The organism is Vallitalea pronyensis (genome assembly GCF_018141445.1).
GTDB classification, from domain to species: domain Bacteria; phylum Bacillota; class Clostridia; order Lachnospirales; family Vallitaleaceae; genus Vallitalea; species Vallitalea pronyensis.
Map to the genome: position 1 here is coordinate 3832599 of NZ_CP058649.1, position 22575 is coordinate 3855173.

At 36.0% G+C, this 22575-nt stretch carries 24 protein-coding genes; 9 read left to right on the forward strand and 15 right to left on the reverse strand.

Going from position 1 to position 22575, the window contains the following annotated elements; translation table 11 throughout:
• Window positions 1–24 precede the first annotated feature (24 nt).
• Window positions 25–909 (forward strand): CPBP family intramembrane glutamic endopeptidase, encoded by an 885-nt coding sequence (locus HZI73_RS16195; protein WP_212694421.1) that lies wholly within the window; start codon window positions 25–27, stop codon window positions 907–909.
• Window positions 910–1098: 189 nt separating this feature from the next.
• On the opposite strand, the gene HZI73_RS16200 is transcribed toward HZI73_RS16195, so the two are convergent.
• Complete coding sequence (locus HZI73_RS16200; RefSeq protein WP_212694422.1) at window positions 1099–1320, reverse strand: hypothetical protein; 222 nt, start codon at window positions 1318–1320, stop codon at window positions 1099–1101.
• A gap of 286 nt (window positions 1321–1606) precedes the next feature.
• Between HZI73_RS16200 and HZI73_RS16205 the strand changes: the two genes are divergently transcribed.
• Window positions 1607–2707: a hypothetical protein gene (locus HZI73_RS16205; RefSeq protein WP_212694423.1), complete on the forward strand. Its 1101-nt coding sequence runs from the start codon at window positions 1607–1609 to the stop codon at window positions 2705–2707.
• Window positions 2708–2865: 158 nt separating this feature from the next.
• Here HZI73_RS16205 and lspA read toward each other — a convergent pair whose 3' ends face one another.
• The gene (lspA, locus tag HZI73_RS16210) at window positions 2866–3309 is read right to left on the reverse strand and encodes a signal peptidase II (protein ID WP_212694424.1); all 444 of its coding nucleotides are present in this window, start codon (window positions 3307–3309) and stop codon (window positions 2866–2868) included.
• Window positions 3310–3480: 171 nt separating this feature from the next.
• On the opposite strand from lspA, the gene HZI73_RS16215 reads away from it, so the two are divergent.
• Both HZI73_RS16215 and HZI73_RS16220 read left to right on the forward strand, forming a co-directional pair.
• Entirely contained in the window at window positions 3481–5022 is a 1542-nt protein-coding gene (locus HZI73_RS16215; RefSeq protein ID WP_212694425.1) for a putative polysaccharide biosynthesis protein, read from the forward strand.
• A gap of 192 nt (window positions 5023–5214) precedes the next feature.
• On the forward strand, window positions 5215–6003 hold the full coding sequence (locus HZI73_RS16220) for a sugar phosphate isomerase/epimerase family protein (RefSeq protein ID WP_212694426.1): 789 nt from the start codon (window positions 5215–5217) through the stop codon (window positions 6001–6003).
• Window positions 6004–6087: 84 nt separating this feature from the next.
• Here HZI73_RS16220 and HZI73_RS16225 read toward each other — a convergent pair whose 3' ends face one another.
• The 6 genes from HZI73_RS16225 to HZI73_RS16245 form a co-directional block, all read right to left on the reverse strand.
• Window positions 6088–7287: an MFS transporter gene (locus HZI73_RS16225; protein ID WP_212694427.1), complete on the reverse strand. Its 1200-nt coding sequence runs from the start codon at window positions 7285–7287 to the stop codon at window positions 6088–6090.
• A complete protein-coding gene (locus HZI73_RS26710) occupies window positions 7280–7411 on the reverse strand; it encodes a hypothetical protein (protein WP_281418801.1) in 132 nt (43 codons plus the stop codon). Before HZI73_RS26710 ends, HZI73_RS16225 begins: the two co-directional genes overlap by 8 nt.
• 96 nt (window positions 7412–7507) lie before the next feature.
• Window positions 7508–9307, reverse strand: a complete 1800-nt coding sequence (locus HZI73_RS16230; RefSeq protein WP_330619549.1) for a sulfatase — start codon at window positions 9305–9307, stop codon at window positions 7508–7510.
• A 14-nt stretch (window positions 9308–9321) separates the two neighbouring features.
• Entirely contained in the window at window positions 9322–10260 is a 939-nt protein-coding gene (locus HZI73_RS16235) for a carbohydrate ABC transporter permease (protein ID WP_212694428.1), read from the reverse strand.
• Window positions 10250–11137: a carbohydrate ABC transporter permease gene (locus HZI73_RS16240; protein ID WP_246552186.1), complete on the reverse strand. Its 888-nt coding sequence runs from the start codon at window positions 11135–11137 to the stop codon at window positions 10250–10252. The genes HZI73_RS16235 and HZI73_RS16240 overlap by 11 nt, the downstream gene beginning before the upstream one ends.
• 64 nt (window positions 11138–11201) lie before the next feature.
• A complete protein-coding gene (locus HZI73_RS16245) occupies window positions 11202–12536 on the reverse strand; it encodes an ABC transporter substrate-binding protein (protein ID WP_212694429.1) in 1335 nt (444 codons plus the stop codon).
• A 263-nt stretch (window positions 12537–12799) separates the two neighbouring features.
• Here HZI73_RS16245 and HZI73_RS16250 point away from each other — a divergent pair, with 263 nt between their 5' ends.
• Window positions 12800–13873: a LacI family DNA-binding transcriptional regulator gene (locus HZI73_RS16250; protein ID WP_212694430.1), complete on the forward strand. Its 1074-nt coding sequence runs from the start codon at window positions 12800–12802 to the stop codon at window positions 13871–13873.
• Between the two features lie 152 nt (window positions 13874–14025).
• On the opposite strand, the gene metA is transcribed toward HZI73_RS16250, so the two are convergent.
• The 3 genes from metA to HZI73_RS16265 all read right to left on the reverse strand — a co-directional run bounded on the left by metA (window position 14026) and on the right by HZI73_RS16265 (window position 15832).
• Window positions 14026–14952: a homoserine O-acetyltransferase MetA gene (gene metA / locus HZI73_RS16255; RefSeq protein WP_212694431.1), complete on the reverse strand. Its 927-nt coding sequence runs from the start codon at window positions 14950–14952 to the stop codon at window positions 14026–14028.
• Window positions 14953–15070: 118 nt separating this feature from the next.
• Window positions 15071–15250: a DUF4177 domain-containing protein gene (locus HZI73_RS16260; RefSeq protein ID WP_212694432.1), complete on the reverse strand. Its 180-nt coding sequence runs from the start codon at window positions 15248–15250 to the stop codon at window positions 15071–15073.
• 27 nt (window positions 15251–15277) lie between these two features.
• Window positions 15278–15832, reverse strand: coding sequence for a GNAT family N-acetyltransferase (locus HZI73_RS16265; protein ID WP_212694433.1), 555 nt, complete (start codon window positions 15830–15832; stop codon window positions 15278–15280).
• Between the two features lie 296 nt (window positions 15833–16128).
• Here HZI73_RS16265 and HZI73_RS16270 point away from each other — a divergent pair, with 296 nt between their 5' ends.
• Genes HZI73_RS16270 through HZI73_RS16285 form a run of 4 tightly spaced genes read left to right on the forward strand, consistent with a single transcriptional unit; the run spans window position 16129 to window position 18649 of the window.
• The gene (locus tag HZI73_RS16270; protein ID WP_212694434.1) at window positions 16129–16500 is read left to right on the forward strand and encodes a GntR family transcriptional regulator; all 372 of its coding nucleotides are present in this window, start codon (window positions 16129–16131) and stop codon (window positions 16498–16500) included.
• 37 nt (window positions 16501–16537) lie between these two features.
• A complete protein-coding gene (locus HZI73_RS16275) occupies window positions 16538–17431 on the forward strand; it encodes an ABC transporter ATP-binding protein (RefSeq protein WP_212694435.1) in 894 nt (297 codons plus the stop codon).
• Window positions 17418–18161, forward strand: a complete 744-nt coding sequence (locus tag HZI73_RS16280; RefSeq protein ID WP_212694436.1) for a hypothetical protein — start codon at window positions 17418–17420, stop codon at window positions 18159–18161. The genes HZI73_RS16275 and HZI73_RS16280 overlap by 14 nt, the downstream gene beginning before the upstream one ends.
• Complete coding sequence (locus tag HZI73_RS16285) at window positions 18158–18649, forward strand: hypothetical protein (protein WP_212694437.1); 492 nt, start codon at window positions 18158–18160, stop codon at window positions 18647–18649. Before HZI73_RS16280 ends, HZI73_RS16285 begins: the two co-directional genes overlap by 4 nt.
• A gap of 93 nt (window positions 18650–18742) precedes the next feature.
• Here HZI73_RS16285 and HZI73_RS16290 read toward each other — a convergent pair whose 3' ends face one another.
• From HZI73_RS16290 to HZI73_RS16305, 4 genes are all read right to left on the reverse strand, one after another.
• Entirely contained in the window at window positions 18743–19249 is a 507-nt protein-coding gene (locus tag HZI73_RS16290) for a putative signal transducing protein (protein ID WP_212694438.1), read from the reverse strand.
• 37 nt (window positions 19250–19286) lie between these two features.
• On the reverse strand, window positions 19287–20870 hold the full coding sequence (locus HZI73_RS16295) for an amidase family protein (RefSeq protein ID WP_212694439.1): 1584 nt from the start codon (window positions 20868–20870) through the stop codon (window positions 19287–19289).
• Window positions 20871–20987: 117 nt separating this feature from the next.
• Window positions 20988–21542: a DJ-1/PfpI family protein gene (locus HZI73_RS16300; RefSeq protein ID WP_212694440.1), complete on the reverse strand. Its 555-nt coding sequence runs from the start codon at window positions 21540–21542 to the stop codon at window positions 20988–20990.
• Between the two features lie 99 nt (window positions 21543–21641).
• Window positions 21642–22478 (reverse strand): DUF2785 domain-containing protein, encoded by an 837-nt coding sequence (locus tag HZI73_RS16305; RefSeq protein WP_212694441.1) that lies wholly within the window; start codon window positions 22476–22478, stop codon window positions 21642–21644.
• Between the last annotated feature and the right edge of the window lie 97 nt (window positions 22479–22575).

Below are 22575 nucleotides of genomic sequence, written 5' to 3' on the forward strand. Positions count from 1 at the left end.
TATACATAACAAGGAGGTTATCAGGTGTCAATTATCAGAAATAAACATCATAAAATATACTCAGGTATTAAGATTTCTTTCTATCTCTTTTTTTATTTACTGATTTTAGGTTCCACCTCATACATTGACCTACCTTTTAATTATTATCTTGAGATATTTGTTTTAAGAAGCTGTATGCTAATCTATAGTGCTATTGCTTTTTTTGTCATCTTCCATCTAGAAAAACGACCACCTAAAGATTTCGGTATTATATGCCGTATGACAACCATGAAACATTTAGTATATGGGCTGTGTATGGGCGCTATATCCATCCTATTTATTACAGGCATACTCTTCCTATCTCAGCAAGCTAAGTTGGAATTTTCTTGGCAGCAACCCATTTTTTCCACGAATATACTCTATATTTTACTTCTTTTTATTGTCGTTGGTATTGATGAAGAACTCTTAATACGTGGTTATATGATACATACACTAGGCCGCTATAACACAACTTATGTTGTTTATTTAGTACCAGCCATTATTTTTGGTGCTCTTCATTTATCAAATCCCCACGTCAGTGTTGTGGGCTTTATTAACATTATTGTGATTGGTATTTTATTTACTTACATGACATTAAAAACTAGAAACATTATGATGGCTATTGGTTTTCACATCACTTGGAACTTTTTTCAAGGAGGTTTCTTTGGTTTTAACGTAAGTGGTACAACAACAGAAGCTGTTTACCCTATTATTCTACTGAAAGATAACTTATGGACCGGTGGAGATTTCGGTTTAGAAGGGGGCGTATTGACGACTCTAACCGTTTTATTGGTTGGTTTACTTGTTTATTACTTGCCTCTACAAAAAACAAACGTTCAAAGACATCATAATACACTGTCTCACGATACAACTTATAAACGTGCCACATAGAACACAAAATAACGTCAATGTCGTAGGCAATTATAAGAGGTTAAGCGTAAAGCGCAGCCATGGACGGCGAAGTGCAGACCCTCTAAATATGGACGTTTAGGGGTCTGAAAAGCTTAACCTCTTATAGTTGCCAAAAACTTCTAGCCAACAAAATTGCTTTTTATGAGACAGCCCCTTTTTAGTGTATTCTTATACATCTTTTCCAGCTTGATCATCTAAAAATTCTTCTCCATTAAGATCATTTTGAACCATATCGCTTTGTTGCAGCAGATCTTTTTCAACATCTGTATTGGTAACTAAGAAATCATCCGGCATCATAATACCAATTTCATAATTATAGGTATTCATAAGTATGCTCCTTGTCGGGTCTGCATTATAATGATCATAATTCTTGTTTTCAATTTTTTTCATTTTTACCCACCTTATCAAAGATTTATAAACTTGATTATTTAATTATTCTACCTCACCTTATGTTTTATTTTTCCTCGTGCTTCATGGATTTATTCTTTATGGCTTCATGTAATAATTACCGTTATATGCGTCCAGTTTTATTTTTTAAACTAATTTTTTTCAACAGGACATAATGATTTTTTGTATGGTGTCGATATATTAAATAGGCATAACAAATCGGATGCTAACATGCGATAACGTTATTATAAATGTAACATGAGGAAAGTATAACGAAAGGGGCATACTTATGCGAATCAACGTCAATAACACAACCTTACAATCATTTCAAAATAACGCTTTAACCAGGAATGCTAACCAACCATTCAAAGCAAATGGGGCAATGAATCAAAACACATTCCTGAATATTTCTTCTGAATCTGTCAACCAATATTTTAATAGTGTGTTCAAACCGCCTATTAATCCTGTCAATATGGCATCTTACGATTATGCTATTTCTAAAGGAAATACCAATGAGGCTATTAATCATTATGCTGAAACCTTTGCAGACATATTTGACAATATCCATTATCATGCATCAGATGTAAATCGCGACGAATACATCACAAGTTTATCCCGTGCCTTTGCCAAAGCAGTGGATGAAGAAGCTGACGATATGATAGATGATATGGAAGCATTATTTGAGAAATTTGATATGGAAATACCTTTAGATAAAAAGAAATTTAAAGAGCTTTTTAAAGAAGTTTCTGAAGCCATCAAAAGTTATCATTTAGAAAACAAGCCTGGTGATATGGGCGAGTACATTGAAAAACATGTTGACTTTAGTAAGAACCCTGATATAAAATCCTATGACGCTTTTAAGACAGTTATGGATTTGGTAGATGTGTCCACGACCATGATTCATCAAGCCAATGCTACAAAGGGTATGATTGTGAACAACTCACCAGATAAACTCATCAGCGATGATGCCCTTGCCATACTTGGGATGCATACTAATGGCTTAAGTAATGGTCTTAATCTATTATCCGAACTAAAAGATAAACTTAATCTTGACGAACTTGGTGAAGCATTTGGTAAAGGCTTTCGTCAAGTCATGGATAAGCAATCCCATAATTTAACGGATTTCAGTGGTAAAGCCCAAAGATATCAGGAATATCTTGAAAAATATGACAAGCTGCAAGATGACATTGCTAAAGCTGAAGCTAAACGTGAAGCTTACAATGAGAAATTGGATCGAGCTAATCAGGTGAAAGATGAAAATCTCGTTAAGATTTATCTGAAACAAGTTGCTTCTATGGATGCACAGATTGGTGCCCTTAAGGCTCAATGTGCTGAAATTGAAGCTGAGATGGCAGCTCTTCGTAAAGATATAGCCTCTACTTCCATTTAAATTTATCTGCTAGTTTTCTTAATCATCTAGAATTGCATAGGGACATGACGACAACAAGAGCTGTTGTAGGATAAGCTAGTTATCCTACAGCAGCTCTTATTTAAGCTATACCACATAGCTTCAAATCATCAACATACCGTACGAATACTTATTATCTATTAATTGTTTTTTTGTTCACTAATCACAATAAGCAGTGCACCAATAAAAACAAACATATCCGCTAGATTAAAAATTAAGTCTGGTTTCCATTTAAATGCAAAGTAATCCACAACTTTTTTAAGACGTAATCGATCCCATATATTGCTAAGGGCACCACCTGTCATAAACCCTATTCCTATCTTTAGACAGGTATGCCCTTTAATCCATATGTAACTCATACTTAGTCCGATTAATACCACAATGGATATGATATTAACGACAAATAATAAGCCTTGTTGTTTACTCAAAAAGCCAAGAAAAGCACCATGATTATAATATAATTTTAATCGAATAGTTTCTTTCAAAATGGGTTGATCCGTGTGATGGTCCATCTCTTTTACAGCTTTCATTTTACATATCTGATCAATTAGAAAACATATTGGTGCAATCAATAAATAACCCATTGTCTATGATCTCTCCTTACTTCTCTATGATATAAAACTCTTCTCTATTATACCAAATAAAACGAATATGGAAAAGCTCTTAAGAATATATTACTTTAGGCTATAAATTGGATAAGTCATCTAAGACAATCATAGATTGGTTATAAAATTGCAATGAAAGGACTTAAAAATATGAAAAAAAGTTCTGTTATAAAAGGTACCATTATTTTAACAATAGCGGCTCTCATTACACGTACATTGGGCTTTGCCAATAGAATATACCTGTCTCATTTAATTGGTGCTGAAGGTATGGGACTCTTTCAATTAGTGTTTCCTATTTATATGATTAGTTATACCATTTGTTGCTCTGGTATCTTTACAGCTGTATCAAAGCTTATCGCTGAAGAAAAAGCGAAACACAACCATGCTAATCTAAAACGTATTGTACGTCTATCAACGACCATATCCCTTTTGCTTGCAATCATTATTATGGTTTTAATAGCAACTAATTCGGATCTAATTGCTCGGCGACTCCTTAATGAACCACGAACAGGATTAGCCATTAAACTCATGGCATTCTCCATGCCTTTTACCGCAATTGTCTCGTGCATAAAGGCTTACTTCTACGGTTTAAAGTACCCAACTGTACCTGCGATTACACAAGTTTTAGAGCAGATTACCCGTATTGCCATTATCTATTTCTTATCTGCCATGTTTATACCCATGGGGCTTACATATGCTTGTGCTATGGCTGTTATAGGCATGATTGGTGGCGAAATCATATCATTACTTATTGCAGGAGCTGCCTATAAGTGGAATCAAAACCCTAAAACAGCCAAACGTCCTGAAAGGCGTCGCATTATCATAAAAAAAATTGGAGCCATAGCCATACCTATCACTTCTAATCGACTCATTACTACTTTGCTGGTTAGTATAGAGACTATCCTTATTCCAACCCAATTACAGGTATCCGGTCTATCCCACTCGGATGCTTTAGGTACTTATGGTATATTAACAGGTATGGCCCTTCCACTCATTATGTTTCCTACCGTTTTTACTAACTCCATATCCCTGATGTTACTACCCACTGTATCAGCAGCATCTGCTAGCAAAAATAAACGCATGATTAATTTTACCACTTCCAAAACCATGAAATTCACCATTCTTATTGGTATTATTAGTACGTTTTTATTCCTATCCTTTGGTAAAACCCTTGGGGTCATGGTTTATAATGAAGCTTATGTGGGTGTGCTGTTAACCATCTTAGCTTGGATTTGCCCTTTTATTTACCTTCAAACAACCTTAGGTAGCATACTAAATGGTTTAAATAAGCAGCTGATTGTATTTCGGAATAATGTTATTGGATTGACGATTCGTATTGCCTTTATCTTCTTACTTATCCCTTTATATGGGTTAAAGGGCTATCTATGGGGTTTTTTATGTAGTTTTATGATTGTAGCACTCCTTAATATTATCCATCTTATCCGTATTACATCCATTAATTTTCAAATCGGTGATTGGATCATTAAGCCCATTATCGTATGTTTAGGCAGTGTATCAACCATTCAACTCATCAATCATTATTTTACAATACCCTTTTCGGTTTTTTCGACGACCCTCATTAATATAGGCTTATTCATGGTCCTCCTTATCCCCTTATTATTATTAACGGGTACCATTAAGATAAGTGAAATTATGTTTGTTTTTAAAGGCAAAAAAAGTCCTAAGCCATAAAAGTATATCTTGTTTGGTTTATCCTCATACTTACCATAACTGGAAAAATATATTGCAAATATCATCAACCGTGTTATAATAATAGCAAGTCATCACATGTAATCCATTACATGACATAAAAATCAACTATTACCTACAACTTAATTTAAGAAATGAAATCCATTACAGACGAAATTAGAGGAGGATTCAACAATGCAATTAGGTATTATTGCAAGCTCTACTGAAGAGAGTTTTATTATGGCTCAAAATAAAAACTTATCATTTATTGAACTCTGTGTTAATGTGGATCAGGATGTTCATACATTTACACAAACAGTTAATCAAATAAATGATTGGGTATCACTATATGATGTACAGATTGGCTCCATTGGTCGTTGGGGTGCTGACCGTATCGACGAGAAAGGTCAACCTATAGAAGAAGAACTGCAAAGAGAATACCAGTTAATCAATGCCTGTCAAACACTTGGCTGCCCTGTATATATAACAGGTTGCAATGCACAAGAATCCCTTAGTTACTTGGATAACTGTCAAGCAGCACTCCATTATTTTCAGAAACTCATCACCTATGGACAAGAACGAGGCATTAAAATTGCCACATATAATTGCCGTTGGAATAATTTTGTTTGTGAAGAAAGGGCTTGGCAGATTATACATGGCCAATTAAAAGATTTGGGGATTAAGTACGATGCATCGCATAGTTATTATGCCAATAATGATAATTACTTAAGTGAAATTGCTAACTGGGGACATCGCTTCTACCATGTGCACATCAAAGGTGCGCTGAAGGTAGATGGTCAGCGATACGATGACCCACCTGCTGGTATGGACCAGCTAGACTGGCGTTCCATCATGGCTATATTATACAAAGTTGGGTATAACGGTTCGTTAAGTATTGAACCTCACTCCACGACTTGGCGGGGCACATTAGGTGATAAAGGTGTTGACTTTACCATTGAATTCATAAAGAACTATATTTTATAAATAACATACCCAGTGTATAGAGGAATGCTCCCCTGATGGTAAACATTTTATTATTTCAAATGTCTACCATCAGGGGAGTATATTTTAGCACTTAGGAAAACATTGTGCCTCATTCTTCCCTTTATCTACTTTCACAATTTGCATCATACCAAAACCAATCCCCAAAATCTGAAGACATGCAGCCATATAAAACACAGCCATATATCCTGATAAAGATGCTATAACTCCCCAGATAAATGATCCTAGACCATAGCCAATATCCAGTGTACTGAAATATACTGCATTAGCCAGCCCCTTTTTATGATTAGGCATGACTTCAATCAGTAAGGTGTTGATAACAGGTCCAATAGAGCCTATAGCAAATCCTGCAGGAAAAGCAAGAAATAACATCTGTCCCATGGTCCTTACCTGAGTCAAGAAAATTAAAGATATAAAATATACAAAAGTGGACATAAATATAATCTGAAACTTACCAAACTTTTTAACTAAAGGATTGACAACAAATCTTGATGCAATCATACCTATAGCATTTATTGTAAAGAATGAACCTATGCTAGTGAATCCTAAGCTGATTGCATAAAGTGCAAGAAAAGACACAATGGCACTTTGTGACAATGCATTCAAGAAAAGAATGATGATGGGTAACCGTAAATACGCCCAACTAAATGCATCCTTACAGCCATGACTCTGATGAACAATTTTTTCCTCATTCCCATGTCCCTTTCCAAAAAGCATGAGCAGCAATGTCAACAGCCCTATACCCATCATAACGAGAAAAAGTAGTGTGAATCCACGATAATCAGGCCCAACCAACCAAAAACCGACAACAGGACCAATCACTGCTGATAAAGACTGGGCTATAGCTGTAAACCCGATACCTTCAAGCAACCTAGACGGATGGCAAATCACTGAAATATACGTACTGGTTGCTGTTGTTGACAAGCCAAAGCCTACACCCTGCAAAGTTCTTCCAATAAACACAACTCCGATTGTATCTGCTAAAAGGAACATGCCTGTAGCCCCAATCATTAGAATAATTCCTATCAAAATGACACGTTTGTTACCTAAGCGCTCAGTCAAACTTCCGGATACAAAACGCATGGCTAAAGCACCAACGGTAAATATGGACGTCATAATGCCTGCATAGGTGTCAACTCCCGTTAAATTCTTGGCATAGATTGTCAACAAGGACAAAGAAATACTAATAACGATAAACAAGCCAAACATAACGATAAGAGCTATAATGTATCCACGGCTCCACAATTTTTCCTTCCTGTTATTCATCAGATATCACCATATCTGATGCAGCAATATCCTTATCTTCCCTAAATAACCTAAATTGGATAGATTCAACATCCAGCGAATCACTACCTAGGATATATTCATTCAGTGGAAATATTGGATTCATATTTTATACAGCCCCTTTCATTAACTGAAGACCTTATTAGTGTTTTATATGACGCATTCATTATCAAGAAGCTTAATCTGACGGTTATTGTGTTGTTTATTTTGTTCTTCCTGCTACGCCAATGAAGTACTTTCTCATGAACTTGCTTTCATCATCAAGTTCCATATCATCCACAGTATGAAGAACCATCTCCTTTGTAATGATTGAATGCTCCCCTGCTGCTGTTATAATTCGACTAAATACTTCATCTCGTTTTACTTCTTTTGTCAGATTTAGCAAGGTGATGACCTGTTTATACGCTCCTGGTTCATAGTCAAATGAACTTAATTCCTTAAAATTATCAAATGACTTGGCGTAAGCTTTCATGGCTTTAAGGTCTTCCACAGTCATTTCACGGTCCTTAAATAACCCCATGCGTTCATATTGCTCAATGGGTGCATCATTTGCAATCATCTGCGCTCGTATACCATTAATCATCTCAACTTCAACATCGTCATCTTCATACACATTCAGTTGAGCAGGGTCTTTGGTTACGTCAAAAAGCATGGTCCCATATTGAGTCGGGTCATTAAAACCTGCTGCACTTACTGGTATTTTCATAAGCTTACAGCCTTTCGTAAAATCAAATCCATCATGAATCTCTGTCTCTTGAAGTTCTGCAGGCTTAAACATACTTCGCATATGCGTCGGCATCAATGTATATTCATTCAGTGGTTTATTGTCTTTCTTGGCAGGTGCCAATAAGTATACATGTTGACCATCTGTTATATTAATATGACTACCATGATAACCAAACAATGCTGTTTTTCTAACGGGTTTATCTTCCTGAAGTACTGGTGCTAAAGGCTTACCCATCATCGTAGTCGGAATGTCCACATTGAAGTATTCAAGAAGGGTTGGCGCAATATCAATGGTTTGTGCCAACGCATCCGTATGTACATTTTTCCTACCACTACGGGGATCCCATATAAACAATGGTATATGGGCAACTTCATTATACGTGGGCATGATCGACTTAGACCACCAGCCATGTTCCCCTAACATATAACCATGGTCGGTATTGACTATAAGCATGGTGTCTTCCCACATATTATACTTATCCATCATATCAAGGACTTTACCAAGATACTTATCACACATGCTGAGTAGAGCTGCATAACGTTTTATACCATGCTGTACCACTGCGTCACTTTCCATAACCGGTCCATAAGGCGGCCAGTCAAACTCTTCTTCACCATAGTCATTATCAGGATAGAGGTTATAATACTCTTCAGGTGCAAAAAAAGGTTCGTGAGGGTCAAAGGTTTCAATTTGCAAAAACCAATTATCCTCATTTTTATTCTCCTCCATAAAATTCAAACCATTCTTGAAGGTTACAGCTTGTGGAAAATCCTGTTCCTCTTTCAAATACTGTCGATTGACAATATCATGCTTAAGTATGTGAAAACCATAATGCTTCTGCATATACTCCGTCACTTTAAAGGGTGTTTCAGGAAATTCTACCTTACCGACATAGCCTTTCCACGGGTCACCTTCTTGTCCACGACTGATTTCCCATGAACTATACCTTGTATGATAGGTACACCCACCATCTTCCCAGTAGTGTTGATGATCGGAGGTTATATGTGTATAGATGCCGTTATTCTTAAGAATTTCAGGCATGGCATCATCAAAAGGTTCCATGGGACCCCAACTTCTGTGTAAAAAATTATATCGACCAGTTTGAAGTTCCCTTCTTGCTGGCATACATGGTAAACTACCTACATAACAAGTATCAAAAGTCACGGTCTTTTCTCCGAGCCTTTTAAAATTAGGTGCTTGGATCCATTCACATCCATAATTTGGTAACATACGTCTGTTTAATGAATCAAACATAACCATAATCGCTTTCATCATATTCCTCCTTTGCGTTAATTCTTCATCCCTGATGAAACAACACCTTGAACAAAGTACTTCTGTGCAAATATATAAACAATAATCGTCGGAATAACCGAGATTAATGTAGCTGCCATCAACCAGTTATAGTGAGTTGCTGCACTTCCTTTAAACATCTGCAACCCTAGCTGAACAGTTTTCATTTTCTCTGAAGTCGTAAATATCAAAGGATAGAAAAAATCATTCCATGTTGCCACTGTTTTAAAGATAGTCAATGTTGCCAATATCGTCTTTGATAGTGGCACATAGATGTATACATACGTTTTTATAGGTCCACAACCATCAATTTTCGCTGCATCATCCAGCGATCTTGGAAATGTGGAATAGAACTGCTTACACAAAAACACACCAAATGATCCTGCCATAAAAGGAACAATTAAAGACCAATAGGTATCTAAAAGCCCTGTACCACCTTGTCCCAGGATGTTATTACCACCCACTAAGGGAACCATTCTCATAATCATATACTGTGGGATGATGACGGACTGTGGTGAAATCATCAGACCTGTTAAGATCATCACAAAAAGAATATCTCTCCCCTTAAACTTTAACCTGGCAAAGGCAAATCCACCAATTGAATTAAAAAGAAGACTGCCTCCAACAACAATAGTTGTTACAAATAAACTGTTGGCAAAATATCTTGACCAGTTCCCCATTTGCATGGCCTGTCTAAAGGCTTCAATATTAGTAAAGCTTTTTGGAAGCCATCTAAAATTAATCAATGATATTTCTTGGTCGGTTTTAAATGCAGTTAATATCACAAAAATAACTGGTATCAGAACGACAACAACCCACGCTGTTAAAATAATATAGGTTAAAATCAGCTGAAATTGCTCTTTACGCTTCTTGCCAAGCTTGTTTTTTTTAGTACGCTCTTTATTCTTTTTTTCCTGATTGATTGTATTAGTTTGCATCTGTTTCCCCACCTTTTCCATAGCGCATATTAACAAGGGTAATCGTCAATATAACAACCAGTAATACAACTGCTTGTGATGAAGCATATCCCATTTTATAATACTCAAAACCATTCAAGTAAATCTGATGAGCCAATGTTGTTGTTGAATTAACCGGACCACCATTGGTGACAATCAACACCTGACCAAATACCTGGAATGAACGTATGCAAGCCATAACAAATATGAAAAATGTTGTTGGGGCAAGCATGGGTATCGTTATATAAATGAACTTTTGCCAACCATGAGCACCATCAATACTAGCTGCTTCATAAAGGTACTCAGGAATACTCTGCAAACCAGCCAGATTGAGGACCATGTTATACCCTACTCCAATCCAAATACTCATGATTGCAATGGAAATCATAGCCATTCCTGGGCTACTGACCCATTGAACCGGACCAATACCAAATTTTCTTAGGGCCATATTTAAAATACCTGCCCTTGTGTCATACAAATATATCCAGGCCATTGATATAGCTACCATAGAAAAGATATTGGGAAGATAAAACCAGGTTCTATACAATCCCTTACCTTTTAGCTTTTTGTTCAGTAACATGGCCAATCCTAATCCTAGAGCCATTGTTGGAACAATGGTCATTGCACTATACCTGAGGGTATTCATGAAACCTTTAACAAACAAATCATCTTGAAAAAGGTTGATGTAATTTTTAAAACCAACAAAATTGGCTTCAACCAAGTTGTAGTCAGTAAAGGACATGGCCACTGACCAAACAACGGGTATCATAATAAATAACAAATATATGAGAAAACTGGGTGCCACAAGCAAATAACCAATGTTTTGTTTTTCCAGATTTTTTTTCTTTTTCGTCTTCACCACATCGCCTCCTAAAACAACTTGAAGAACCTAAGGTTCTTCAAGTTGTTATGATTTTACCCAATTACTCGCTAATAACTTTGTTCCATTGTTCTTCAGCAAAATCGAGTCCCTGTTGTAAACCACCGCCTTGGAATGCTGCGTCCATGGAGGTTCTTAATTCTCTAACTGCTGCAGTATATTTCGCATTGGGAACAGTTGAATACAAGTGCGAACGTTCATATGCGTGTACAACCTTTTCAAATTCAGGATTCATACCAATGTAACTTTCATCCAATGATTTTCTTCCTGAGTAAAAAGAAGCCACATCTTGTGAAATCTTCAATGACTCTTTGGAGAACATATGAATCAACAAGTCTGCTGCCACGTCTTTATGAGGTGAGTTTTTGTTTGCTGCCATATAATTACCAATAAGTAACGTATTCATATCACTTTTAATAATACCGATTTGACCTGGGAATGCATCATCAAGAACTGCATAAAAGCTATCAGCCATTAACGCCATGGAAGCTGTACCAAGCTGCAGTCCACTACCTGAAGTACCAGGATCCTGAAGCATAATGGCATCACTTTTAGATGCTTCAATTAACTTATTCATTGCTGAATAGACACCTGGTGTATTAAATGCTGCCTTTAAGTCATCATTCCAAAGTTTCAAGTTTTTATCTTCCATTGAACCAAAAGTAAATACCGTTTGCTCTTGGTCAGGATCAATTTCAAGACCTGAAATAAGTACCATATCATTGTCATCATAAACAGTCATCTTATCTGCCAAAGTCAAAATATCTTCAAGTGATTTCACATGCATATCTGCTTCTGTAAGTCCAGCTTGTTCAGCAATATCTTTACGATACATAAAAACTCTTGTTGACGGATAAAACATAGCGTATTGTTGTCCATCATCTTGTCCAGCTAATAATATATTCTCGTGAAAGTCATCATAACCGTCCCAATCTTCAGGCAAATAATCATTTAATGGAAGTAAAGCATCCATTGCTTTGATGGTTCCGAATTGTCCATAACCCGTCATAAATACATCGGGTCCTGAACCGCCGATTAAACCAGTGTTCAATTTTGTAAAATACTCGCTCCAAGCAATATAGCTTAGTTCGTAACTTACATTTGGGTGCTTTTCAACATAATTGTCAAAAATTGTGCGATAAGCTTTGTCATAAGCAGGATCACCAGAACCAGCCACCCAAATTGAAATCTTTACAGGCTTCTCAGTTTTTTCAGAATCTGATTGACTTTTGTTGCTTTGACTCGTTGAACTATCACTACCTGTTGAACTTTCTTTATCTTTTGCACTGTCATTACTCTGTCCCCCACATGCAGATAACAATAACGCAAGAATAAGTATTAAGGATACCACTGACATTTTTTGTTTCCACTTTTTCATTGTAAAACCTCCCGAAGTTCAATTTAGTTAAGCGCTTACGTATAGATTTTATCATAATTTACATTTATATGTCAATAAATTAATTATTTAAGTTATATTTTTTATGATATATGCATAATACTATATTGTCTAATATACGTTTACGACATTATTTAATGTCATATTAAACAAAAAGCGCTTACTTAATAGTTACAAAAAAACACCTATCAAATAGACCAGTTGACAAAGGTATTTACATGGGTATAAAATATATAAGAAACCAAATGATTAACTTACGAAAGTGTGAAAATATGATTCCAACAAAAAAAGTAACCATATATGACGTAGCAGAAACCACCGGACTTTCCATTGCGACGATATCAAGAGTACTCAACAATAAAGGCGGCTATTCAGAAAAAACAAAAACACGTGTACTGGATGCCTGCAACAAGCTTGGGTTTGTTCCAAACAATACGGCTATTAATTTAGCATCAAAGAAGACAAAAACCATTGGGTTATCATTAACTACAAATGATTACTATGATAACATTGAAGATACATATACACTTCGATTTCTTAAAGGAGCAATAAGTTCTGCTGCCAGATACGGCTATGATATCCTTATTGAAAGCCATATTGCCAGTGATGATTCGCAAAAGCAATTAAAACTTCCACAAAAATATGATGGAGCTGTTTTCCCCCATCTAAGTAACTCAAATATTCAGTATGTAGAGTTTTTATTAAAATCTGGATTTCCTACCGTTTATGCAGGTTCTCTATTGCCCGATGATCCTAAACACCACAATATTTATGCCGGCTACAAAGAATATAAACGCACGGTATTAGATATGCTTTTGGAATCTGGTCATAAAAATATCATTGTACTGGAAAACTATTCTTATTCACTAGGAAACACGAATGTCCCTTTGCTACAAGAAGTAATCAAAGCTTTCATCTATGATAACAATCTTCCTTATACAGCTTGTCAACTGGTCCTTTATGATATAACCATGCCAAATCATTTAACCAAGCAGCTGAGCAATATTCTGTCATCACCAAACCGACCTGATGCCATATATGCGCCCAGCACAGCTAGTGCTAATATGGTTTACACGATCATAAATAAAATGGGTTATCATATTCCAAAGGATATTTCTGTTATAGGAACCGTTCATAGCCCCAATGATGGCGAGTCCTTTTTACCTCCTCTCTCCACAGTCTTTATCGATGCTTACGAAATGGGTAAAGATGCTGCTAAACTCATTATTCATTATATAGAGGAAAACGACGAACATCCGATTCAGAAAATCGCTTATGAAATCAAGCAAAGGGAAAGCATACAAAATCGGAATGAATAACAAACTAAATAAAAAGCAGCTATAAACGTATTGTCATAGCTGCTTTTGTCATTTCAATTGATTACACCATTTTTACTTACTGTTGGTTTACCATTATGCCAGTATTTATAATACATTATGCCATGTTGAAGGCTTCACAAGACATGTAAAATTTATTGTTTATCACCAATCTGGTCAATTAGATAAGGCGTCTGTTGATATACATAATAATTAAGCCAATTGGAATAGATAAGATGTGCGTGTCCTCGCCATGTTGCATGAGGGTATTGATTTTCATCATCATAGGGAAAATAATTCTTAGGCATCTTAATATCTAAGCCCTTATTTTTATCCCGTATAAACTCCTGTTTAAGCGTTAATGTATCATACTCCGAATGTCCTGTAACAAAAATCTGCTTTTCATCTTTTGACATGGCAATGTAAACACCTGCTTCGGGTGATTCAGATAACAAATCCAGCTCAGGGTGATTTTTGATATCTTCCACGCTTACCCCCGTATGTCTTGAGTGTGGAACTAAAAATTGATCATCAAATCCTCTTAATAACTTGCATTGAGGCTTTAATACGTCATGATTAAAAATGCCAAACATCTTATGAGGTAGTGCATGTTTATTAATACCATAATGATAGTATAAACCCGCTTGAGCCCCCCAACAAATATGAAAAGTAGATGTGACATTATACTTGGTCCACTCCATAATCTCTTTTAGTTCGTCCCAATAACCAACGTCTTCAAAGTCCATTAACTCAACTGGAGCACCTGTTATAATCATACCATCATACTTTTTCTCTTTAATCTCACGATAAGTAGTATAAAAACTTAACAGATGATCTTTGGATGTATTCTTAGACTTATGAGTTTCTGGATGTAATAGTGTGATTTCAACTTGTAAAGGTGTGTTACTTAATAAACGTAATAATTGGGTCTCTGTTGCCTGCTTAAGAGGCATGAGATTCAATATGGCAATCTGCAAGGGTCGAATATCCTGTTGTATTGCTCTATTTTCACCCATGACAAATATGTTTTCTTGTTGTAGTACTTGTTTAGCTGGCAGATTATTATCTACTTTTATTGGCATCTTATCACCTTTTCTATATCCTATCTATATTTTGTAGTCATTTTACTAATTTATTATTATACACTATTATCATAGATAATAAAAGTTATAAATACCATTCCATACTCTTCTAAATCCCTTATACCTTACGTTCTAAAATCACTTCATAATGTGTCGGCTTTCCATGCCCATTATAATTGGTGGGTAACACCTGTACTAAACGCCAACCCTGTTTAGCATATTTATCAATAACCTCTTGGTGTTTTGCCTCTGTAAAAAAACCTCCAAGTGTTGTTTGTACATATTTATATTCATACATGTCATTCAATTCCCTTCATTTTACATGTTATAAATCTTCTCGTATGATACCATATAACGCACAGTCATAATAGTGTCCTTCTTCATGCTTATGAAAATGCCGCATACATCCTTCATAGGTCAAACCTGCCTTTTCCATGACCCTTCCTGAAGCAGCATTTTCCACATAATGTATGGCCTGTATCCTCTCATAGCCAACAGTATGCATCAGATATTGAATAACTGCCTGAAACGCTTCTGTGGTTATGCCTTGCCCCCAGTACGCCTTACTAATGCAATAACCGATTTCACAATGATCATTCCCATCCGATTGATTACCTACGGATATGCTGCCAATCACTTTCCCATAATCCTTAGGAACAATCGCCCACATATAATAGTTTTCTTCTGTATAACCTTGAGTCCAGGTATCTAAAATTGTCTCTGTTACCTCAATTGTTTTGTGAGGTTCCCATGTTAGAAATCGTGTCACATCTTCATCATTGGCCCAGTTATGAAACATATCGTGGGCATCTGATTTGGAAAACCGTCTCAGTATTAATCGGTTTGTTTCAATCCTTTGAGTACCTTTATGTACTACCATATAATTGCTCCTTTCTTATTTTTACAATGTCCGTCATGATTGTGAACACCGTCTCGATATAAGATAATTTTAACTATTATATAGTGATTACTGCCTGATGTCAACCCAATATTTTTAATGTTCATTCTCAATGCTCAACCTACCACACTACCTAGTGTAATTCTATCATCAGGCTTTTTAACCATAATATTTAATATAAATCCTTGAAATACTTGACAAACACAACCCATTATATTATACTACATTACATCAGTAATGCAGTATTGATGTATGCTGAAAAGGAGGTGTGTCATTACATGAAGTTATCACACGATAGCATAAAGCCAATCTACATTCAAATTGCAGAAGGTATTGAAGATGATATCCTCGATGATATCCTATTGGAAAATAAACAAGCTTACTCACAATATCATATTGCGAAGCAATTTAACATTAATCCAGCTACTGCTGCAAAGGGTATTAATATGCTTGTTCATGAGGGAATTTTATATAAGAAAAGAGGGATGGGTATGCATGTATCAGAAGGCGCAAAAGAAATGATACAGGTAAAAAGAAAAGAAAATTTTTATTCCACCATGTTAAAAAGTCTGCTGATTGAAGCTAAGAAAATAGGCATTAGTAAAGAAGAAATCTTAGATCGTATTAATCAAATGATAGATGCTCAATAATGGCTCTGTCTAAACACATATAAAAGGAGGTTATATCATGACAGTTATTACGAGCCATAACTTAACAAAACAATATGGTGATAAAAAAGCACTTGATCAACTCACATTAACCATAAATGAAAACAAAATCATTGGTATTATTGGTAGAAATGGCGCCGGCAAAACTACTTTATTAAAAACATGTGCTGGTTACATAAAACCTACTAGTGGCGAGCTTCATGTATGGGGACAGCAACCTTTTGATAATCTACAAGTACTTTCAAATGTCATTTTTATAGACGAAGAAGTAACCTATGACGAAACATTAAAATTAAAGGATATATTAGCACTTGGTAAAATCTATTATGCCAGGTGGGACGAAGCTTTTGCTAAAAAGCTCCTTCACTACTTTGATTTAAATGTTAAACAAAAATATGATAAACTTTCACGAGGGATGAAAACACAGTTTAACATTATCATGGGTCTAAGCAGCCGTTCACCACTGACGATTTTTGATGAACCTACACTTGGGCTAGATGCAGCCTTTCGTAAAGAATTCTATCACATATTGCTGAATGATTATATGAAACACCCTCGGACCATGATGATTTCTAGTCATATGCTTCATGAAATGGAGAATCTATTAGAGGAAATCGTATTAATCCATGATGGTAAACTGGTTATGCACGACCCCATTGATGTTTTTCAAAATTATGGCGTTATGCTTAATGGCAAAAATGATCAACTGCTACCCTTTGTTGAAAACCGGCAGGTACTTCACCAACAACCATTAGGATTAAGCTCCATTGTGGGTATCAAAAATGACCTAACGGAAGAAGACCTACACTATTTGAATGAACACCATATTGATATCAGTCCCATGCATTCAGAAGATGTATGCGTTTATCTCACTGCAAATGGAAAGGTAGGTGGTTTTGATGGTTATCAGTAATCTGCAAAAACGTTCATTAAAAGGTTTATTACTCAATCTATTTATTGATTTTAAGAAAGTTATCATGATTGGGCTTGCGATTACCTCCAGTATTGCAGTCGTCAACTTTATTTTGTTTATTGAAAAGTTCTTTCCATCGGCTTATGAAACCATCAATGTTCGGAATTCAGGTCTTGTTTTGGATATTGGTTTTATAACAGCTATCATTACTTTTTGTATCACCATTGGTATATCAACCAGCAAAAATGAGTTTCAATCAAAATTTGTTTTTCCACTAACTCGGCAGATATATGCTGTTGGTAATTTTATCTATGTAGTTGTTGGTTCTTATTTATTTATGGTTATGGTATGCGGTTTAGAACTGATTGAAACAATTATATATATGGCTTTAGATAGATTCTCTGATGATTTTTATTTTATTAATACCATGACACCTAGCTCATATATCATAGGTTTTATATTATCCACAAGTATCTTGATATTTATTGTGTCCCTTGTTTATATCGTGACTATGTATATTCGAAAATACCTTTTTCCTTCCATCATAACCCTAGCTGTACTATTTGGTTTGTTCCTTACCTCTGAATGGTTTCAGAAGCTACTTATGGATGGGTTCAATGGTTTATGGCGCATGGCTTTTATACAACAATTAGGTGTGTTCTGGGGGCTAACGATACTCTTTCATCTCATTGCTTACATTCCCTTTAGAAATATGGAGGTGGCATCATGAAAAAGAAACTATTCGTATTATTTCTATTATCCTTAGGTATTGTTGTTGCTCTTGGTCTGGTTGTCTTTCTTTATAGCCCTTCTAACAATGAAGGATTTGTGACTCAATATGAGCTTGAAGGTCAAGATACATTTCAATTAAATGCGGAGGGAAGTAGTTTTAAAATCTTTACATGGGATAAAGATTATGTAGAACTTCGTGGCAGTAAGCTGTTCAGTGATGTTCACAAAACCCATCCTTACAGCTTCAGCTATGAGAATCAAGAACTGACCATTACCCGCCCACAAAAAAAGCGGATACTGACATTTACACTAACCCGTTGGGTAACCACCAATACATTACCTCGTTATGAGAAGGGTTCTCCTGAGCAAGTAATTAATTTCGTAGATTTTATACTTTTTGTTCCAGAAGGTATTAACGTACAGTATAGAGGAGAAAACGTTAGTCAGATTAACTCATCTTCAAGGGAATCTCATAGCATTAGCTAGGATTCATGAAAAAATAAACCATATGGAGTGAACATGTATGTCTGTTCACTCCATATGGTTCAACACTTTGATGCTATCAAATAGGATACATCCTTATAGCTTATTGTCCATCATATTCATGATATACCATATAAAAGCACTAACAAGGGGAATACCAATAAAAAGGATGAATATGATGTAGAGCATTAATCGATTTCTTTGTTTAACGTTTGTATCCAATGCATTCAATTGAACAGCTTCCATATCTGCTTCTACATTCTCTACATCTTCCATTGGTATATCTTCATCCGCTTTCGTCATAATTTCTCTAGCTTCATTCAGGGAGCTGACAGGAACATAAATATCAAAACCTTGGTAGTTGGCACCTGCTATTATTTGAAGGTACTCACCTGAACCTTTGCTTTTAAAGAGTACTGGAATATTTGATGCACCTAGTAATGATTTAATCATATGTGCGTCTTGTAAGGATGCAACATTACATAACTTGGTAATATCTTCACCTTTTTCTGTTTCAGGATTATTCACAAGCTTCCCTTGGCATGATGGGCATTTCTTTACATGATCCTCATATCCAATATTACATTTCAAACACCAACTCATTATACGCACCACTCCTTTATCATAATAAACCTGCTTACTAAATATCCATATGTGGCTCCTGCCGATATTTTGTTCCCTGTTCATAGGCATAAGCGGCTTTTATTAGGCTGTCTTCTCTGAACTTAGAGCTGACCAAACATAAGCCTACCGGTTCCCCATCTTCTCGATAACCAGCAGGTACTGTAATAGCTGGATACCTGGCTGGAGCATAAATACCTGACAGATTCACATAGAGTGACATGAGTAAATCAAGATCATGGTCTTCCAGTGATTGATCGATAGCTGTACTGGCAAGGCGAACATTCTTAGCTACACATTCTAGATGCTCATGCTCTTTAATAGTGGTATCTCTGGACCTTACAATTAATTCTTGACCAAATCTTGCTCGATTCAACATGTCTTTTTGATTAAAATCCGTAATGTCTTTCATTGTTCTAATGGAAGCGTTATCTCCAATATCTTTTAAATATTGTTCAACACCTTCCTTAAATTCATAGGTTAATACATCAAGCCTTTCTAAATGAAGGGCTTGGTCATCCAATGTAACTTCTATTACAATTGCGCCCAAAGCTTCTAATTCTTTCATTACACGATGGATTATATTCTGTTCTCCTGTACGATAATAATCAGTTATCACATCATTGGTAACCACACCAATACGCATACCCTGAAGACCATCTTCTTTTAAGAATGATGTGTAATCTTTGATTAGGGAAGTACCAACCTTGGTAAAAGCGTCTCGTTCATCTTCACCAGCCAGTTCACCTAATAAGAGCGCTGCATCTTCTACGGTTCGCGTTATTGGACCAGCTGTATCTAAATCATATGCAATGGGAATAATACGGTCTCTACTCCATAGACCAACGGTGGGCTTGATACCCACTACATTATTTTGACTAGCGGGTGATATAATGGAGCCCGTTGTTTCTGTACCTATGGCAAGGGTAGCAAAATTACATGCCACTGCAACCGCAGAACCTGAGCTGGACCCACCTACGTCATAATTGCCATATGGGTTATGGGTTTGCCCGCCTAGTGTGGAAAAACCGTTTAGAGATACCTCGCTCATGTAGTTAGCCCATTCACTCATATTGGCCTTACCTAGAATAACTGCACCAGCGGCTCTTAATTTCTTAACCAGAAAGCTATCCCTATCACATGCCGTTGTGGCTAATACCTTTGCACCTGCTGTATTATACATGGTATCTCCCGTCCCAATATTACCCTTTATCATGATGGGTATGCCTTGTAAGGGACCAAGTAGATGTCCTTGTGTTCTTTGTTCATCCTGTTTTCTTGCTATCAAAATAGCATCTGGATTCAGCTGCATGACAGCATTTAACTTTTGATCATCATATGCTCGTATGCGGTTTAAGTAAAATAATGTTAATTCTTCATAGGTTAATGCACCTTGTTGAACATAGGCTTGAATGGCTGTTACACTTTTCTCCATGACCATGTGACCAATGGCTGTATACCTGTCTTTTTTTAATGATGCTAAGCTATTATTAAATATGGAGAAATCAAGGTATTGTCTCGCTTCTGTTTTATAATCTTTTCCTTGTCCTTCAACCTGATGTTGTACATATTCGTCTGCTTCTGTTAACGTTTTCTTTGGCATGTTATCACCTCGCCTAATCGCTCCTTTATGCTCTCATTGTTGCTGTTTTTTATTCCATTATACCTGGTAGCTTTGCTTTTAAGTACTGCTTTATTACTAACTATAGCTTATCTGCCCTTAATCCTCTTGAAAATACTTATAGAAATTAATGGTTTCCTTGAGATCTTCTTCGTTTTCATATACATCTAACACTTTACCTATTTCAATAGCAAAGTCTACGTAGCTGGAGCCTTTTGCTGTAATCATATGGTTATCCACAACCACACCTTGCTTCATATAGTGACCTGCCTCAAACCCATCATAAGCTTTTATATCTGCACTTGTTGTGTAGTTTCTATCCTTGAGTATCCCCGCTTTGGCAAATTGGACTGGACCTGCACATATAGCAGCAATTGGTGTTTTCTTTTTATCTAAATAACGTAGACACGTGTATAATGCTTCTTGGTCACCTAATACATGAGGGTCACCACCAGGAATAACAAAGAGATCAACTTGGTCTAAATCCACTTCTGATAGAACCACATGAGGTACCGTTTGGAATCCTTCTATGGAAGTAACCATCTTATGGTCTAACCCTACGGTTATAATCTCACTTGCTGACTTCTGTATAAGCGAAGTTATTACCACTTCAAAATGTGCAAAGCCCTCATAGATAAATATGTATGTTTTCATTGTGTACCACCTTTCATTATCTTATTCTTAAGTCTTTATCAAACTTCTTATTATTAGATGAGTAAAATATAACCAGCCATGTTGCATAACTTTTATGACCTAATCATGAAAAGGTGTAATGGCATTCAGTACTTGAAGAATACTGTCCGTTATCTTCTTATAGCCATTACGGGCTAGTAGCCTGAAATATAAACTTCGAAGAAAATGCTTGACATTACACATAAGGTACATATCGTCTGGGAAAATCCCCTTTTGATCCAATGGTTCATAAGATAGGATATACCCATTGAATGCATCAAGGGATACCCTATTCCTATCCAAAATATTTAATAGGGCTGCAACCATTCTCTCATCTTCTTGGTGGATGTATTGATAAGAGCCAATACATACTTTGTCACGTATTAAATCCAGGATATGCATCATACGTTCATGGGTTATATTCGGTAATAAAACCATGGCACTCATGGCATCTGCTGTATGGGCCGCTGTATGTGCCCATCCTTTTCCTTCAACATAACCTCTTACATCCTGTTCCTCTTTGCAATAACGTATGACTTGGTAATAGATTTCATCTAATTCATCGTCTTTTAGAAATGAATCTTTCATATGCTGTTCAATAATAAGGGGAATCAGTAATATCGAAAAAGAACGTGTGAATACTGTATCGGAGTGGTTTTCACCTATTCTATAAAACAAGTGTTGATCATTTAACAACAGTTGAAGAATTTTTCGTAATTCTTCATGTGAGAATATGCCTTCAGATATCCATGTAGCCATAACCATGTAGACCAAATCATCTCGAATATGGGCGTCTTCAATACCTATGATGTCAAGCATTTTTAGAGCGAGACTAAATGGTTTAACATCTTTTGGCACTTTATATTCGTGACGTACAATTCTTTCCATTTGTTCTACTAATGGTTGCATCGTATTCATGTCATCATCCCCCTAACAATTGATATTACTCTTATTATAGCATATATATGTCCATCCCCAACAGATGTTTTCATTTTATTTAGGCCATAACCGAAAA

What these genes read in the sequence shown, in the direction of transcription:
- HZI73_RS16295 (WP_212694439.1), bottom strand. Translation starts at nt 20,870, where the DNA reads ATGCCAAAGAAAACGTTAACAGAAGCAGACGAATATGTACAACATCAG.
- HZI73_RS26710 (WP_281418801.1), bottom strand. Translation starts at nt 7,411, where the DNA reads ATGAATCCAATATTTCCACTGAATGAATATATCCTAGGTAGTGATTCG.
- HZI73_RS16205 (WP_212694423.1), top strand. Translation starts at nt 1,607, where the DNA reads ATGCGAATCAACGTCAATAACACAACCTTACAATCATTTCAAAATAAC.
- HZI73_RS16265 (WP_212694433.1), bottom strand. Translation starts at nt 15,832, where the DNA reads ATGGTAGTACATAAAGGTACTCAAAGGATTGAAACAAACCGATTAATA.
- HZI73_RS16215 (WP_212694425.1), top strand. Translation starts at nt 3,481, where the DNA reads ATGAAAAAAAGTTCTGTTATAAAAGGTACCATTATTTTAACAATAGCG.
- HZI73_RS16230 (WP_330619549.1), bottom strand. Translation starts at nt 9,307, where the DNA reads ATGATGAAAGCGATTATGGTTATGTTTGATTCATTAAACAGACGTATG.
- HZI73_RS16300 (WP_212694440.1), bottom strand. Translation starts at nt 21,542, where the DNA reads ATGAAAACATACATATTTATCTATGAGGGCTTTGCACATTTTGAAGTG.
- HZI73_RS16260 (WP_212694432.1), bottom strand. Translation starts at nt 15,250, where the DNA reads ATGTATGAATATAAATATGTACAAACAACACTTGGAGGTTTTTTTACA.
- HZI73_RS16305 (WP_212694441.1), bottom strand. Translation starts at nt 22,478, where the DNA reads ATGAATACGATGCAACCATTAGTAGAACAAATGGAAAGAATTGTACGT.
- HZI73_RS16245 (WP_212694429.1), bottom strand. Translation starts at nt 12,536, where the DNA reads ATGAAAAAGTGGAAACAAAAAATGTCAGTGGTATCCTTAATACTTATT.
- HZI73_RS16220 (WP_212694426.1), top strand. Translation starts at nt 5,215, where the DNA reads ATGCAATTAGGTATTATTGCAAGCTCTACTGAAGAGAGTTTTATTATG.
- HZI73_RS16235 (WP_212694428.1), bottom strand. Translation starts at nt 10,260, where the DNA reads ATGCAAACTAATACAATCAATCAGGAAAAAAAGAATAAAGAGCGTACT.
- HZI73_RS16270 (WP_212694434.1), top strand. Translation starts at nt 16,129, where the DNA reads ATGAAGTTATCACACGATAGCATAAAGCCAATCTACATTCAAATTGCA.
- HZI73_RS16225 (WP_212694427.1), bottom strand. Translation starts at nt 7,287, where the DNA reads ATGAATAACAGGAAGGAAAAATTGTGGAGCCGTGGATACATTATAGCT.
- metA (WP_212694431.1), bottom strand. Translation starts at nt 14,952, where the DNA reads ATGCCAATAAAAGTAGATAATAATCTGCCAGCTAAACAAGTACTACAA.
- HZI73_RS16285 (WP_212694437.1), top strand. Translation starts at nt 18,158, where the DNA reads ATGAAAAAGAAACTATTCGTATTATTTCTATTATCCTTAGGTATTGTT.
- HZI73_RS16200 (WP_212694422.1), bottom strand. Translation starts at nt 1,320, where the DNA reads ATGAAAAAAATTGAAAACAAGAATTATGATCATTATAATGCAGACCCG.
- HZI73_RS16290 (WP_212694438.1), bottom strand. Translation starts at nt 19,249, where the DNA reads ATGAGTTGGTGTTTGAAATGTAATATTGGATATGAGGATCATGTAAAG.
- HZI73_RS16275 (WP_212694435.1), top strand. Translation starts at nt 16,538, where the DNA reads ATGACAGTTATTACGAGCCATAACTTAACAAAACAATATGGTGATAAA.
- HZI73_RS16250 (WP_212694430.1), top strand. Translation starts at nt 12,800, where the DNA reads ATGATTAACTTACGAAAGTGTGAAAATATGATTCCAACAAAAAAAGTA.
- HZI73_RS16280 (WP_212694436.1), top strand. Translation starts at nt 17,418, where the DNA reads ATGGTTATCAGTAATCTGCAAAAACGTTCATTAAAAGGTTTATTACTC.
- lspA (WP_212694424.1), bottom strand. Translation starts at nt 3,309, where the DNA reads ATGGGTTATTTATTGATTGCACCAATATGTTTTCTAATTGATCAGATA.